Origin of the sequence: Neptunomonas sp. CHC150 (genome assembly GCF_030397555.1) — a bacterium.
GTDB classification, from domain to species: domain Bacteria; phylum Pseudomonadota; class Gammaproteobacteria; order Pseudomonadales; family Balneatricaceae; genus Neptunomonas; species Neptunomonas phycophila.
Genome location: NZ_JAPNXU010000006.1, coordinates 457,635 through 472,879, shown reverse-complemented (window position 1 = coordinate 472,879; position 15,245 = coordinate 457,635). Strand labels below are relative to the sequence as shown.

9 protein-coding genes are annotated in these 15,245 nt (G+C 45.8%); 6 read left to right on the top strand and 3 right to left on the bottom strand.

The window, feature by feature from the left end:
- Positions 1-25: 25 nt before the first annotated feature.
- Positions 26-1,237 carry a UbiH/UbiF/VisC/COQ6 family ubiquinone biosynthesis hydroxylase gene (locus OW491_RS08250; RefSeq protein WP_290035513.1) on the bottom strand — a complete coding sequence of 404 codons (1,212 nt, stop codon included), beginning with the start codon at positions 1,235-1,237 and terminating at the stop codon, positions 26-28.
- A gap of 145 nt (positions 1,238-1,382) precedes the next feature.
- On the opposite strand from OW491_RS08250, the gene OW491_RS08245 reads away from it, so the two are divergent.
- From OW491_RS08245 to OW491_RS08220, 6 genes are all read left to right on the top strand, one after another.
- Positions 1,383-1,850, top strand: a complete 468-nt coding sequence (locus OW491_RS08245) for an LEA type 2 family protein (protein ID WP_075172246.1) — start codon at positions 1,383-1,385, stop codon at positions 1,848-1,850.
- A 178-nt stretch (positions 1,851-2,028) separates the two neighbouring features.
- A complete protein-coding gene (locus tag OW491_RS08240; RefSeq protein WP_075172247.1) occupies positions 2,029-3,483 on the top strand; it encodes a circularly permuted type 2 ATP-grasp protein in 1,455 nt (484 codons plus the stop codon).
- Position 3,484: 1 nt separating this feature from the next.
- Positions 3,485-4,429: an alpha-E domain-containing protein gene (locus tag OW491_RS08235; RefSeq protein ID WP_075172248.1), complete on the top strand. Its 945-nt coding sequence runs from the start codon at positions 3,485-3,487 to the stop codon at positions 4,427-4,429.
- The gene (locus OW491_RS08230) at positions 4,426-7,770 is read left to right on the top strand and encodes a transglutaminase family protein (protein WP_290035512.1); all 3,345 of its coding nucleotides are present in this window, start codon (positions 4,426-4,428) and stop codon (positions 7,768-7,770) included. The genes OW491_RS08235 and OW491_RS08230 overlap by 4 nt, the downstream gene beginning before the upstream one ends.
- 28 nt (positions 7,771-7,798) lie before the next feature.
- On the top strand, positions 7,799-10,372 hold the full coding sequence (locus tag OW491_RS08225; RefSeq protein WP_075172250.1) for a circularly permuted type 2 ATP-grasp protein: 2,574 nt from the start codon (positions 7,799-7,801) through the stop codon (positions 10,370-10,372).
- Positions 10,369-11,256 carry a transglutaminase family protein gene (locus tag OW491_RS08220; RefSeq protein WP_075172251.1) on the top strand — a complete coding sequence of 296 codons (888 nt, stop codon included), beginning with the start codon at positions 10,369-10,371 and terminating at the stop codon, positions 11,254-11,256. Before OW491_RS08225 ends, OW491_RS08220 begins: the two co-directional genes overlap by 4 nt.
- 88 nt (positions 11,257-11,344) lie before the next feature.
- Here OW491_RS08220 and OW491_RS08215 read toward each other — a convergent pair whose 3' ends face one another.
- Both OW491_RS08215 and fabV read right to left on the bottom strand, forming a co-directional pair.
- Positions 11,345-13,597: a YgiQ family radical SAM protein gene (locus tag OW491_RS08215; protein ID WP_075172252.1), complete on the bottom strand. Its 2,253-nt coding sequence runs from the start codon at positions 13,595-13,597 to the stop codon at positions 11,345-11,347.
- Between the two features lie 237 nt (positions 13,598-13,834).
- The gene (gene fabV, locus OW491_RS08210) at positions 13,835-15,028 is read right to left on the bottom strand and encodes an enoyl-ACP reductase FabV (RefSeq protein WP_075172253.1); all 1,194 of its coding nucleotides are present in this window, start codon (positions 15,026-15,028) and stop codon (positions 13,835-13,837) included.
- Between the last annotated feature and the right edge of the window lie 217 nt (positions 15,029-15,245).

Below are 15,245 nucleotides of genomic sequence, written 5' to 3'. Positions count from 1 at the left end.
TTCTTTTTTAACAGCGCCACTTCATTTATCGTGCTATCGCCGGTAAATCCCCTTCCAAGCCCATGGCAAAAGACATCACCTTATTTCGTGCAGGCGTTAGCTTACCCGCCACCCTTAAGCCCACATTCCGTAAAACCTTTAACGGTAAATGATCGTTACTAAACACACGGTAAAAAGCATCCATCGTCTGCATAATGCTTAAATTGTGCTGCTTACGACGTTTTTCATACACAGCTAACACATGACTAGACCAAAACTCATTATCGGTTTGAGCACTCTGGTCTGTTAACACTTCAGCTAACACGGCAGCATCTAATAAACCTATGTTCACCCCTTGACCGGCTAGAGGATGGATCATATGGGCTGCGTCACCAATGAGTACAACTCCATCTTTTTGGTAAGCAAGGGCATGTTGTCGGCGTAAAGGAAAGCTCCCCACGGATAAACAATGGTTAACGTTACCCAGACACGCTGGGAACTTGTGCTGTATAGCCTCCAATAAATGCTCGTGGGATAAGCTTTTTAGTCGCGCGATATTCTCAGGTGTGTTGTACCAGACTAACGACGCGTTATTACCCGTAAGAGGCAAATAGGCCAAAGGCCCAGTCGGCGTGAACTGTTGCCACGTGATGTCTTGCTGCCCATATTCTGTGGTCACCGAAGCAACTAAAGCGTGCTGCTCATAATCCCAACGATGCACGCCGATACCAACAGCCGACCTAACTTTAGACTCGCCGCCGTCGGCAGCCACCAATAATTTAGCAATTAATTGACGACCGTCTGACAACTCAATCAGCGAAGAGCCGGGTGAGTAATCAATAGCCGTTATATCCACAGGAGCGATAAGGTCAACATTGTCTAGCTGCTTAAGTCTTTCGATTATCGCTAGCTGGACAATCCGGTTTTCAACAATATGGCCTAAATGCGTATAACCGATATCATCGGAAGTAAATAAGGTTGAAGCCGCTGTTTCGCTTTCTTCCCAGACTTTCATGCGACGATAAGCACAAGCACGTCTAGCGACAATCCCATCCCATGCGCCAACGTGACTCAAAATACGCTCTGACGCAATACTCAACGCTGAGACGCGTAAATCATGCTCACTATCGGGATCAAAAGGAGTTAGCTCGGCTCGCTCTATGACTGCCACTCGCAAATCACTATCGGCCAATGCGCAAGCCAATGTTCCTCCAACCATGCCACCACCAATGATAATGACGTCATATTTTTCGTTCATGCAACCGCCTTGACCTATCAGATAGCAAAATTATACCTAATTACAATTATTTATCAGGCTTCAAATCATTAAATAACTCCTTTCTCAAACAAAAGTTATTGCAACCTGAACAAAAACCAATACATTAGTACAAAAGGAGTAAACAATGCGCTATCGATTATGTTCGTTGATTGTTATGGCTTTAATAGTGCTACAAGGATGTGCAGTTACCCACCCTTTTCACTATGACAAACCCGATGTATCGGTTACATCGGTACGTTTGGTTAACTCTGACTCACTAGCCCCTCAATTTGAAATTACACTCTTCATTAGCAACCCCAACGATAAAGCCTTACCCCTCAAAGGCATTGCTTACTCCGTTAATTTGGAAAACTTCAAAGTACTTTCTGGTGTGACGAATCAGCTGCCAACAATTAATGCGTACGCACAAGAAGAAATAAAACTACTCGCAACCGCTAATTTACTCAGCGGCTTGCGCTTAATAACAAAATTATTGCAGACCGACACCTTATCTCAAGTGGAGTACTCATTGGATGCAAAACTCGACATAGGAACACTCTTACCAGCTATTTATGTAAACGAAACAGGGAAACTCACAATAGGACCTTCATAAAAATTAGAGGGCTTTGGCCTGATACTTGCTGTCCTACTACTACCGCTAAATGGACTGTATCAGTTGTATTAGAAGAGAAATTTACATCGGCACCGGTCAATTTTGGTGCTCGCTAAAAAAATATCTATAACAAGCACTAATAAAGTGCGAAAGATGACTTAATAGAGGTTCTTAAGGAATGGCTGTTACCTGGAAAGACTACGAAACAAATGATTTTTTTGATGAGCTAGTTGATGCGAAAGGTAAACCGAGACCATCGGCTAAAAAACTTTTTGAGTATATTGAGGCATTAGAGCCAGGCGAGTTGGAGGCGCGTCGTCAAATAGCAGAAGCCACCATTCAAGAGATGGGCGTCAGCTTTACCGTATACACCGAAGAGGGCAACATCGACAGAGCTTGGCCCTTTGATATTATTCCACGTACTATTTCTGCGGATGATTGGAAAGTTGCCGAGGCTGGCTTAAAGCAACGCCTCAAAGTCCTCAATATGTTTATTGACGACCTGTATCACGACCAAAAGGTCATCAAAGACGGCATTATCCCTGAGCACATCATCAAAGATTCTAAAAACTTTAGACCTGAGTGTGTGGGCGTTTCACCTCCTTACGGTGTTTGGGCTCACATATGTGGTACAGACTTAGTTCGCGACGGTGATGGACAATTTTACGTTCTGGAAGACAACCTGCGTGTTCCTTCAGGCGTTTCCTATATGCTCGAAAACCGTGCAATTACCAAACGCGTACTGCCTGAGCTGTTTGAAAAAGATAGCATTCAGCCGATTGATAGCTATACATCCCATCTATTCGATACTTTAGCCGCCCTTTCTCCTCGGGATATTGAAGAACCTGAAATCGTTGTCTTAACCCCAGGCATTTTCAACTCCGCCTATTTCGAACATGCCTTTTTGGCTCAACAAATGGGCGTAGAGCTAGTGGAAGGCAACGATTTGTTTGTCGCGGATGATGATTGCGTTTACATGAAAACCATTAATGGCCCCGAACGGGTGGATGTCATCTACCGACGTATCGATGATTTGTTCATAGACCCAGAAGCTTTCCACAAAGATTCCGTACTCGGTGTTCCTGGTCTGATTCGCTCATGGCAAAAAGGAAACGTTGCCCTAGCAAACGCTCCCGGTGCAGGCGTTGCCGATGACAAAGTTGTGTACGCCTATGTACCCGCACTGATTCGCTATTACCTCGACGAAGAACCGATTCTACCGAACGTTGAAACTTTCTTGTGTGAAAACGAAAAGGACAGAGAATACGTACTGGCTAATCTGGATAAATTAGTTGTTAAGCCCGCTAATGAATCCGGTGGCTACGGTATGTTAGTCGGGCCACACTCCACCAAAAAGGACCAAGCTATTTTTGCGGATTTAATCAAAAAGAACCCACGTAATTATATTGCCCAACCCACACTAGCTCTTTCTACGGCACCAACCATGACCGAGAAAGGAAATGTAGAGCCTCGTCACTTAGACTTAAGGCCTTTTATCCTGCAAAGCAAAGACATCTATGTAACCATGGGTGGCCTAACGCGTGTCGCCATGAAAAAAGGCTCACTAGTAGTTAATTCATCACAAGGTGGCGGTAGTAAAGATACATGGATTGTAGGTAAGGAGAGCAAATAAAATGTTATCTCGAGTAGCTGAACGAATTTATTGGTGTGCACGTTATCTTGAACGTGTTGAAAACACTGCCCGCTTAGTCAGCGTTTATGACAATTTGTTATTTGACCTGCCACATGACTTTAATATTGGTTGGTACAACCTCATCACAATCAATAGTGGCGAACAAGCCTTTGATGAGCGTTACAAGATTAGAGATGAGCGTAATGTCGTTAAATTTTTACTGGCCGACGACACAAACTTCAGCTCAATGCTGGTTTCACTCAAAATGGTCCGCGAAAATATGCGCACGACTCGTGACGTAGTCCCTCAAGAAACTTGGGAATTAATCAATGAGTTAGACTTGTTTGCTCGAAAGAACATTAAACAAGGTATCAACCGTACTCAACGTCATGACTATCTCAATACGATCATTAAAGGCTGCCAAGAAATCAATGGCCTATTAGCAGGAGCGATGAGCCGTGATGCTACTTGGCAATTTGTTATGCTCGGTAGAAATTTAGAGCGCGCAGATATGACAACGCGTATTCTCGACGCCGGTGTTTCAATTATGCTGCAGCCTGACGAGTCAAATAGCGTCAATCTAGGGCAAGTAGTCTGGGGGAATGTATTGCGCTCCTCTAGCGCTTATTTGAGTTACCGCCGAAGCGTACGAACCTCTGTAAGCGGTGCAAAAGTAGCACGCTACTTACTCTCTGATACTTATTTTCCAAGGGCCGCTTCGTTTTGTGTAAACGAAATTAAACAAGCAGCAACTAAACTACCTCGTTCACAGGGTGTATTAAAAGTCATCGAGAAAATCGACAAATTGAGCTACCCCATTACCAGCTCATCAGAACTGGACGAAGCATTTCGCAACTATTTAAATGATTTTCAGATCAATTTAAACGAGCTTAATGCAGCAATTTCCGAAAACTGGTTTGCCTTCGATGAAGGAGCGGCAGCATGACAATTAGAGTAGCATTACAGCACAAGACAACTTATGACTTTGACCGCCTCGTAAGCATGTCCCCGCACGTGTTGCGTTTACGTCCCGCGCCGCATTCACGCACCAACATACATAGTTACTCATTAAAGATTGAGCCAGAAGATCACTTTATCAACTGGCAACAAGATCCTTATGGTAATTACCAAGCTCGACTGGTTTTTCCTAACAAAACCAAAAAGTTTTCTTTCAACGTTGAAGTCATTGCCGATATGACGGCCATAAACCCGTTTGACTTTTTTGTTGAAGAGTATGCTGAGAAGTTTCCTTTTAAATACGACAAACAACTCAAAAAAGAATTAGAAGCCTATCTTGAAGTCACGGAAGAAGGCGAGTTGTTTGATAAGTACATGGAGACCATTGATACAAAAGAAATACCCATCAATGACTTCCTTGTTAATACCAACATTAAACTCAGCCAAGATATTGGTTACGGCATCCGCATGGAGCCGGGGGTACAAACGTGCGAAGAAACCTTAACGCTTAAAAAAGGTTCCTGTCGTGACACGTCATGGTTATTAGTACAAGTCATGCGCCGTTTGGGTATCGCTGCTCGTTTCGCATCGGGCTACCTTGTTCAGCTCACTTCCGATATAAAAGCACTCGATGGTCCTTCAGGTCCGGAAGAAGACTTCACCGATTTACATGCTTGGTGTGAAGTATTTATCCCTGGCGCTGGCTGGATTGGCCTAGACCCTACTTCAGGCTTATTCGCCAGTGAAGGCCACATCCCTCTAGCCTGCACACCTGACCCTGTTTCCGCTGCTCCGGTAACCGGTTTTACCGACAAATGTGAATGTGAGTTTACGTTTGTCAACGAAGTCACTCGTATACATGAAGACCCGCGCGTCACAAAGCCTTACACTGAAGATGAGTGGGAAAACATCAAAGCCCTTGGCGCTGCCGTTGATAAAGAAATGGAAGCGCTTGATGTGCGCTTAACCATGGGTGGTGAGCCTACATTTGTCTCGATAGACGATATGGATTCTGATCAGTGGAATACCGAAGCGCTAGGAGCAGACAAGCTAAAACTGGCTAAAGACCTACTGATTCGCTTGAAAAAACGCTTCGGCCCTAATGGCGTTCTTCAATACGGCCAAGGTAAATGGTACCCCGGCGAAGAAGTCCCTCGTTGGGCGCTGGGCTGCTTCTGGCGTACGGATGGCGAGCCGCTCTGGAAAGATTCTAGCCTTCTTGCTCGCGTCGACAAAAATTACGACTTCAACCATGAACATGCTGAGCAGTTCGCTTCTCTATTATGCCGTAATCTTGGCCTCAAAAAGCGTTATTGTCAGCCCACCTTCGAAGACACATTATATTATCTTTGGAAGGAGCAAGGCCTGCCTGATAACGTCAATCCATTAAAGGCCGACCTCAAAGACGATTTAGAACGCCGACGTATCGCTCGCGTTTTATCTAAAGGGCTTAATAATCCGGCAGGTTATATTATCCCTCTCACGTGGGACTACTCCAAAAATACCTGGGGAAGTTCACTGTGGCCAATGCGAAATAAAGTGATTAGCCTGATACCGGGTGATTCCCCAATGGGTTATCGGTTACCGCTCAATTCACTGCCCTTTACAGCAGAAGATCTCTTTCAGCCTGAAGCCGATCCGTTTGAAGTACGCCAGCCTTTGATGTCAAACACGCCACCGGCATCAAATCCGCAAAGCAAAATGGCGACAGCCGATAAGCAACCAGAGTCCAAAGCAGTGACCACCGATGTTGTGCGCACAGCCATGTGTATTGAAGCACGAGAAGGTAAAATTTATGTGTTTTTACCTCCCCTGCAATACCTAGAGCATTACGTTGCACTCCTACAAGCCATGGAACAAACCGCTGATAAACTCGAAATGCCCATCGTCATTGAAGGTTATGATCCGCCGCGCGATCCGCGATTACAACGCTTCCAAATCACCCCTGACCCTGGTGTTATTGAAGTCAACATTCACCCCACCGGCAGTTGGGATGAGCTAGTTACCAACACCGGTATTCTCTATGAAGAAGCACGGCTAGCGCGCTTAACCACAGAGAAGTTTATGTTAGATGGCCGACATACAGGTACAGGCGGTGGCAACCACGTTACTTTAGGGGGGCAGTCGCCTGCCGACAGCCCTATTCTTCGCCGCCCTGACCTATTGCGCAGCTTGGTAACATTTTGGCAGCATCACCCAGGATTATCGTACCTCTTTTCTGGCATGTTCATTGGCCCAACAAGCCAAGCGCCACGTCCTGATGAAGGCCGCGACGAAATGATGTATGAGATGGAAATCGCTTTCCAGCAAATGCCCGAAGGTTTGGTTGACGAACCATGGTTAGTTGATCGCATTATGCGTAACCTACTTATCGACATCACGGGTAACACACATCGTTCTGAGTTCTGCATCGACAAATTATACGCTGCAGGTACCGCCAGTGGACGCCAAGGCTTACTCGAGTTTCGTGGCTTCGAAATGCCACCCCACTCACGTATGTCGCTTGTACAAATGCTGCTATTACGTTGCTTAGTCATCCGTTTTTGGAAAGATCCCTATAAGAAACCTCTGGTTCGCTGGGGAACCTCCCTGCATGACCGCTTTATGATGCCGCATTATGTGTGGCAGGATATTAAAGAGGTGGTCGAAGACTTGCAGAGGCACGGTTTACCTTTCCAACTGGAATGGCTGGCTGCTTTTGAAGAGTTCCGCTTCCCTCACTACGGTCGCCTTAAAGTCGATGATATTGAGTTAGAACTGCGTTGGGCTATTGAACCTTGGCACGTCCTAGGCGAAGAGATTTCAGCAATGGGAACATCTCGTTATGTCGACTCTTCCGTCGAACGTCTACAGGTAAAATTGAGCGGCCTAACAGAAGGTCGTTATGTTTTGGCCTGTAATGGTCGTCGAGTTCCATTGCGCTCCACGGGTCGCAAAGGCGAGTTTGTAGCGGCTGTTCGTTATCGAGCATGGGCACCACCTTCTGCACTTCACCCCACCATAGGCACCAATGCACCGCTGGTGTTCGACTTGATCGACACATGGAATGGTCTATCCGTAGGCGGCTGTACTTATCACGTCTCGCACCCTGGTGGACGCAGTTATGACAGCCTACCGGTTAATGCGCAAGAAGCAGAATCGCGTCGCGGGAACCGTTATTGGGATCATGGATTCACGCAAGGCCCATTTGAGCCACGCCCTGAATTCAACGCTTTACGCGAATTTTTCCCTCATGAAGACGTGCCTCGACCTATGCAACCGCCTATCGAAGAGTCTCCGGACGAATATCCGCATACACTTGACCTGAGGAAACAGTATAATGCGCTCTGATCTATAATGATGACTGAGCTAACATTATATGGAAGTCAGAAACCCTATGGCGTCAATTATTGAGCCAACACTAAGCACATCATGGTATCCGGCCTCGCCCGGACACTATGATGAGGCTTATGATGAATTACGACTTGCACGCCCACATTGGGAATACTTAATTAAGAGTATTACTACATTGGGCTCTGCAGGACTGCACGATCGCTTTCAGAAAGCTCAGCGTATTCTGCGAGATGATGGTGCAACGTATAACCTCACCGCTGAGCCACTCGACACCAAGGTATGGGCGCTTGACCCCATTCCTATGGTTATTGGGAGTGAGGAATGGAATGATATTGAAGCCGGCCTGATCGAAAGGTCTGAGCTTTTCGATTTAATTCTAAAAGATATTTACGGACCCAGAGAGCTGATTAGGCAAGGAATCATTCCTGCCGAAATCATTTATGGACACCCCGGCTTTCTGCGCCAATGCCACGATATTACCATGCCCGGCTCGCACAACCTTATTTTGCACGCCGCTGACATGGTACGCGACCAAAACGGAAAAATGTGCATCATTGGTGATCGTACCCAAGCACCTAGTGGTGCAGGTTATGCGCTAGAAAACCGCACGGTACTGTCTAGAATTTTGCCGAGTTTATTTCGTGATAGCCAAGTACACCGCCTATCACTTTTTTTCCAGTCGCTTCGCATCACCTTATCCCAACTAGCCAGTGATAGAACCGACTCGCCACGAATCGTCATATTAACGCCCGGGGCGTACAGCGAAAGTTATTTTGAGCATACATTTTTATCTAACTACCTAGGCTTTCCGTTAGTTCAGGGTAGCGACCTAACCGTGCGTAATGGCCACGTGTGGATGAAGTCTCTTAATGGCTTATCGCAAGTCGACGTTATATTGCGTCGTGTGGATGATTATTTTTGCGACCAAGTCGAACTCAAAGCCGATTCGTACCTTGGTGTGCCCGGCCTGCTAGAGTCAGCACGCGCAGGCAACGTAGTGATTGCGAACCCTATCGGTTCTGGCATTTTAGAAACGCCTGCTCTACTTAAGTATTTACCGGCAATTAGTAATTACTTTATTGGTCGAGATCTCCAATTAAACTCCGTTAAGACGTGGTGGTGTGGCGACAAAGCTGATATGAGTTATGTGCGCAGCCACATTGATAACCTCATTATTAAACCGGCAGTCAGACGCCCTGACAAACCCAGTTTATACGGCCATCGCCTAACCAAAGAACAAAAGGTAAAAATACTTAAACAAATTGAGGCTCAGCCCCACAACTTTGTCGCTCAAAGCTATGTGGCTCCTTCGTGCTTACCTTCGTGGCAAGACGGCGAAATACAAGCGCGCCCTTCCATATTCAGAACGTTTTCTGTGTCCAACCAAACAGCTTATAACGTGATGGCTGGTGGTTTAACGCGTGTAGGTTCCTCAAACTCAGAACCTATCGTGACTAATCACAGTGGATCATTTAGCAAGGACACTTGGATCATTGCTTCAGAGCCAGAAAAACAGATGTCATTAATAGGTGCGCAGCCAAACGTAACACACGAAGCGGCGCAACAGACCAACTTACCTAGCCGAGTGGTCGAGAACCTATTCTGGATGGGCCGTTACGCCGAACGCGCAGAAGCCTCAATGCGCCTTATGCGTACTGTACTGGTTCAACTTAATGGTATAGATATACTTCCCGAAAAAAGCCGAGCGATTTTACTGTCTTGCTTATCGGAGCAAACCGCTTGCCTACCCGGGTTTACAACGCAAGATCCAGCGCTTCTCAAAAATCCTGATAAAGAGCTAATGAGCATCATTCTGGATGGCAAGCGCCCAGGAACAATTAAATCTAGCCTACTGTCACTGCTTATGTGTACTGAGCAAGTGAAGGAAATGCTCTCTGCCGATACTCGGCGGATCATTAACGATCTACGTGACAACCTTAATGAGCTAGACCGCGCCTATGCCCGTGGCATGCCGTCGGCTCCTGACGAAACGCTAGACCCGCTCGTGACATCGTTATTGGCGCTATCAGGCCTTAACCATGAAAGCATGCTGCGTGGTATCGGCTGGAAATTCCAAGAAATAGGCCGACGCACTGAGCGAAGCTTGCAAACCGCCACTCTAATTTCTACAGCGCTAAGCACCGGCGTAGATGAACTACAACAGCAACAAATATTAGAAAGCGTTTTACTCAGCGTGGAAGCACTCATTTCATTCCGTCGTCGGTATCGCCAGCGCGGTGATGTGTCACATGGGTTAGATCTTTTGATGGTTGACGAAACAAACCCACGCTCTTTGTTTTATCAAATTGATCAGTTACGTAAATATATCGATGATTTACCACAAACGGCCTCATACCGACCTGGCCTGAGCCTTGAAAAGCGCTTAATCGTTAAATCGCTAAACGATATTCAACTCGCCGAACTCGATACGCTAGCGACAGTTAACCCAAAAACTAAGCAGCGTGATCGCCTAGTCATGCTAATGGATAACCTTAAAGACCAATTAGAGCAACTTACCTCCATCATTAGCACCAAGTACTTTGACCATACGGCTGGCCCACAACAAATCGCAACGACACAATGGGATAATGACATATGATTTATAAAATCCGTCATATCACAGAGTATAAGTACAACAGCCCCGTAAGCTTATGCTACAACTTGGCGCACCTTGTGCCTCGGCACACTGATAATCAGCGCTGCCAAAGCACATTAGTTCATATCACGCCAAAACCCACCTATGGACAAAAGCGCCTAGACTACTTTGGCAACAGCACTTATTACTTTTCTCTTGAAGAGCCTCATAAGTCATTAACGATAGATGTAACAAGTGAGATTAGCACTGATCCTATTTTTTCTTCTATGAATTTAGACATGGGGGTTAGCTGTGGCGATGCAAAACACTTGCTTAAAACAGCGACAGACCCTGATGTGATACAAGCACGAGAGTTTGTGATGGACTCTCCCATGATCAAACGCTCAGAAGAGTTACGTGCTTATGCCGCTGATCTATTTGATGATAATCGCCCCCTTCTCTCTGCAGCAATGGCGCTTACCTCTAAAATATTCTCTGAATTTAAATACGATCCGGAATCAACAACAGTTGCCACGCCTCTAAATGAAGCCTTTGAATTAAAACACGGTGTTTGCCAAGACTTTGCGCATGTTGCTATCGGCTGCCTTCGTTCGTTAGGCTTTGCAGCACGATATATCAGCGGTTACCTAGAAACCCTTCCACCACCTGGGCAAGTCAAACTCATTGGTGCTGATGCCTCTCACGCTTGGTTTGCCGTGTACTCACCGGGCGAAGGTTGGTTTGAATTTGATCCGACAAACGACAACATGCCAGGAGAACAGCATATTACCGCAGCATGGGGGCGCGACTACTCAGATGTCACTCCCTTACAAGGCGTGATATTTGAAGGCGGTGGTAGTCAGATACTCAGTGTATCGGTGGATGTTCAACGTGTAGAAGCCATTTAAACTCTACTGAATATGACACTGCATATTCAGTAAAAAAAAAGACCATAAGCGAAAGCTATATGGTCTTTTTTTATTGCTTAAACGCTAGTTAGCGTTGTGCTTTTTTAACGCTCTTCGCTTTGCTCTTTTTAGCATTTTTAGAGGCTGCTTTCTTACGCGCCAACGCTGTAGGACGATTAGCCAATGAAGGCTTATCACCAGCAGAAGCGGATTGGCTGCGCCCACCACTTTTCTTAACTGGGGATTGACTCGCAGCAGCCTGACCTTTAGCGGCATAACGTGGCTTTTTGACTTCCTCTTCGGCAGGTACTAATTGCCAAGCAGCATCACCAATCAGATCTGTTCTGCCCATATCACGCAGCTGCTGACGCAAACGCGGCCAGTTATCTGGGTCATGATAACGTAACAAAGCTTTTTGAGTACGACGCTGCTCTAATTCACGAGGAATGTAGAGCTTCTCACTCTTATAGTTAACCTTTTTAAGTGGGTTTCGCCCTGAGTGGTACATCGCTGTTGCCAACGCCATTGGCGACGGATAAAAAGTTTGTACCTGATCCACACGAAACTTGTGCTCTTTCAACCACAGACCTAGGTTAAGCATATCCTCATCCTCACAGCCGGGATGAGCCGCAATAAAGTACGGAATAAGGTACTGTTTTTTGCCTGCTTCTTTAGAGTACTTTTCGAACATACGCTTAAAATTATCGTACGTCCCCATCCCCGGCTTCATCATCTTAGATAAAGTGCCAGCTTCGCTGTGCTCCGGCGCAATCTTCAGATAACCGCCAACATGGTGAGTCACCAGCTCTTTAACATATTCGGGATCTTCTACTGCTAAGTCGTAACGCAAACCAGAGGCAATGGCGACCGTTTTAACACCTTCAATTTTGCGTGCTTTACGATATAGCTGGGTTGTTTCGCTGTGATCTGTTTTTAAGTTCTTACAAATAACAGGGTAAACACACGACAACTTACGGCAAGACGCCTGAATCTCATCATCGTTACAGTTTAAGTGGTACATGTTAGATGTCGGGCCACCTAAATCAGAAATTGTGCCGGTAAAGCCTGGTACTTTGTCGCGAATCTCTTCAATCTCATTCAAGACTGATTCTTGAGAACGACTTTGGATAATACGGCCTTCATGCTCAGTAATAGAACAGAAAGTACAACCACCAAAACAACCACGCATGATATTCACAGAAAAGCGGATCATGTCGTAAGCGGGGATCTTTTTATCACCGTATTTAGGGTGTGGAATTCGCTGATAAGACAAACCAAAAACAGCATCCATTTCAGATGTTTCTAGCGGAATTGGCGGCGGATTAATCCAAATTTCGCGCTTACCATCCGTTTGCACCAACGCTTGAGCATTGTGCGGGTTGGACTCTAAATGCAATACACGTGAAGCGTGTGCGTACAGAACGGGGTCTTTACTCACACGCTCAAATGATGGCAGACGGATGTAGGTTTGCTCTTTGTTTAAACGCTGCTTGCCTTTAAGAGGCTCAGGAATGATACGCAGCGGCTGAACCTCATCGGGATCCGTTTTGGCTTTATCACTCGCACACTGCGTAGGCTCTTTGATATATTCATACGGGTTCTGAAACTTATCGATATTACCCGGCCAATCTACGCGAGTAGAGTCAATTTCAGTAAAACCATCGGGCAGATGTTCACGGATAACAGCCGTGCCTCGAATATCTTGTACTTGATCAATACGCTCGCCTTGCGCCAATCGATGTGCAATATCAACAATTGCCCGCTCAGCATTACCAAATAATAAAATATCAGCACCGGAATCAACGAGCACTGATCGGCGCACCTTGTTACTCCAGTAATCATACTGAGCTATACGTCGCAAACTGGCTTCAATACCACCAATGATCAGCGGAACATCTTTATACAGCTCGCGGATACGCTGCGAGTACACTAATACGGCTCTGTCTGGGCGCTTGCCTTCAGCACCATCAGGTGTATAGGCGTCGTCATGACGAACGCGCAAATCAGCCGTATAACGGTTGATCATTGAGTCCATATTACCGGCCGTTACGCCAAAAAATAAATTCGGCTTGCCTAACTCATTAAAGTCATCCGTCGAACGCCAATCGGGTTGCGCAATAATACCCACACGAAACCCTTGTGCTTCCAACACTCGACCAATAACAGCCATACCAAAACTAGGATGATCGACATACGCATCACCGGAGACGATGATAATATCGCAGCTATCCCAACCAAGTTGATCCATTTCTTGGCGAGTTGTGGGCAAAAAAGATGCCGTACCGAAGCATTCAGCCCAGTAAGGAGTGTACGAAAAAAGGTTGGGAGCAGTCTTGATCATGGGATCCGGTATAACTATATGAATGATCGCGTATTGTCCCAGAAAGGAGTGATAACGCCTAGTGAATTACCCATAAAATGAATGAAATTCGCGTCGAGATGAATGAATTAACGTTTAGATGAAATCAGCACATGAAAAAATACCCGTCAAGGCTGTCTCGCAGTGAAAAACACCTACAAAAAAGCCCCATCAACACTCATCGCGAGTACCAACAGGGCTTTCTCTTATGGATACCGTTTAGATATCGATAACATCAAATTTTACGATGGGATCTACATCGGCCTCGTAGTCAACGCCATCAACGCCAAAACCAAAGAGTTTCAGAAATTCTGATTTGTAATAAGCGTAATCCGTCTTTTCGAACAAGTTTTCAGTTGATATTTCAGCCCACAGCGCTTTACATGCATCTTGGATATCATCGCGTAATTCCCAATCATCCATGCGGAAACGGTTGCCTTCATCAATTAGACCCGTATCGCCATATAAGCCCGTGCGGAACAAACGATGCACCTGATCCATGCAACCTTCGTGAACGCCCTGCTCCTTCATGATTTTAAATACCATAGATAAATACAATGGCATAACCGGAATAGCAGAGCTGGCCTGTGTAACTACTGATTTCAGCACACCAACGTTAGCTTGCCCACCCTTAGCGGAAAGCAATGTATTAAGCTCAGCTGCAGCACGGTCTAAATCTTGCTTCGCTTTACCTAATGCACCATCCCAATAGATTGGCCACGTAATCTCAGTACCAATGTAACTATAAGCGACTGTTTTACAGCCATCAGCTAAGACACCAGCATCATTGAGAGCGTTAACCCACAGCTCCCAATCTTCACCGCCCATCACGGTAACTGTGTTAGCAATTTCTTCTTGCGTTGCAGGTTCTATCTCTGCATCGATGATCACGTCTTTATTGGTATCAATTGCAGTGGAACGATACGGCTCGCCGATCGGTTTTAAAACGGAGCGAACTACTTCGCCAGTATCCGGCATTTTGCGAACTGGGGACGCCAATGAGTAAACAATTAAATCGATCTGACCTAGGTCTTCTTTAACTAAATCTATGACTTTTTGCTTTGCTTCATGCGAAAAAGCATCGCCGTTGATGCTTTTAGCATACAAGCCTTGTTCGTGAGCGTATTTTTCGAACGCCGCCGCGTTGTACCAGCCAGCTGTTCCTGGCTTCTTCTCAGTGGCAGGCTTCTCAAAAAAGACGCCAATTGTTGAGGCACCTGAACCAAAGGCAGCTTCAATGCGCGAAGACAAACCGTACCCACTGGATGCACCCACAACCAAAACCCGTTTTGGGCCATCAGCCAAAGGACCTTGCTGTTTAACAAAGTCGATTTGCTCTTTTACATTCAGGTCGCAGCCTGTTGGGTGAGTTGTGGTGCAGATAAAACCACGAATTTTCGGAGTAATGATCATGGCTAAACGTATCTCTTTCTAGCAAATTTTAGGCTGCCACCATACCCGATTTTCGCTTTCTTTAACAGTTAACGGCTCAATAGGCATCAACAAGTGTATAAGTAAATCCCACATAAAAGCGCATACCTGGTACTAGATCAATACAAGGCACTCAAAACTTCGTAATAATTAAGCGCTAGAATGGTTTCATATACGCAAATGCTCACAGGACTGTGCA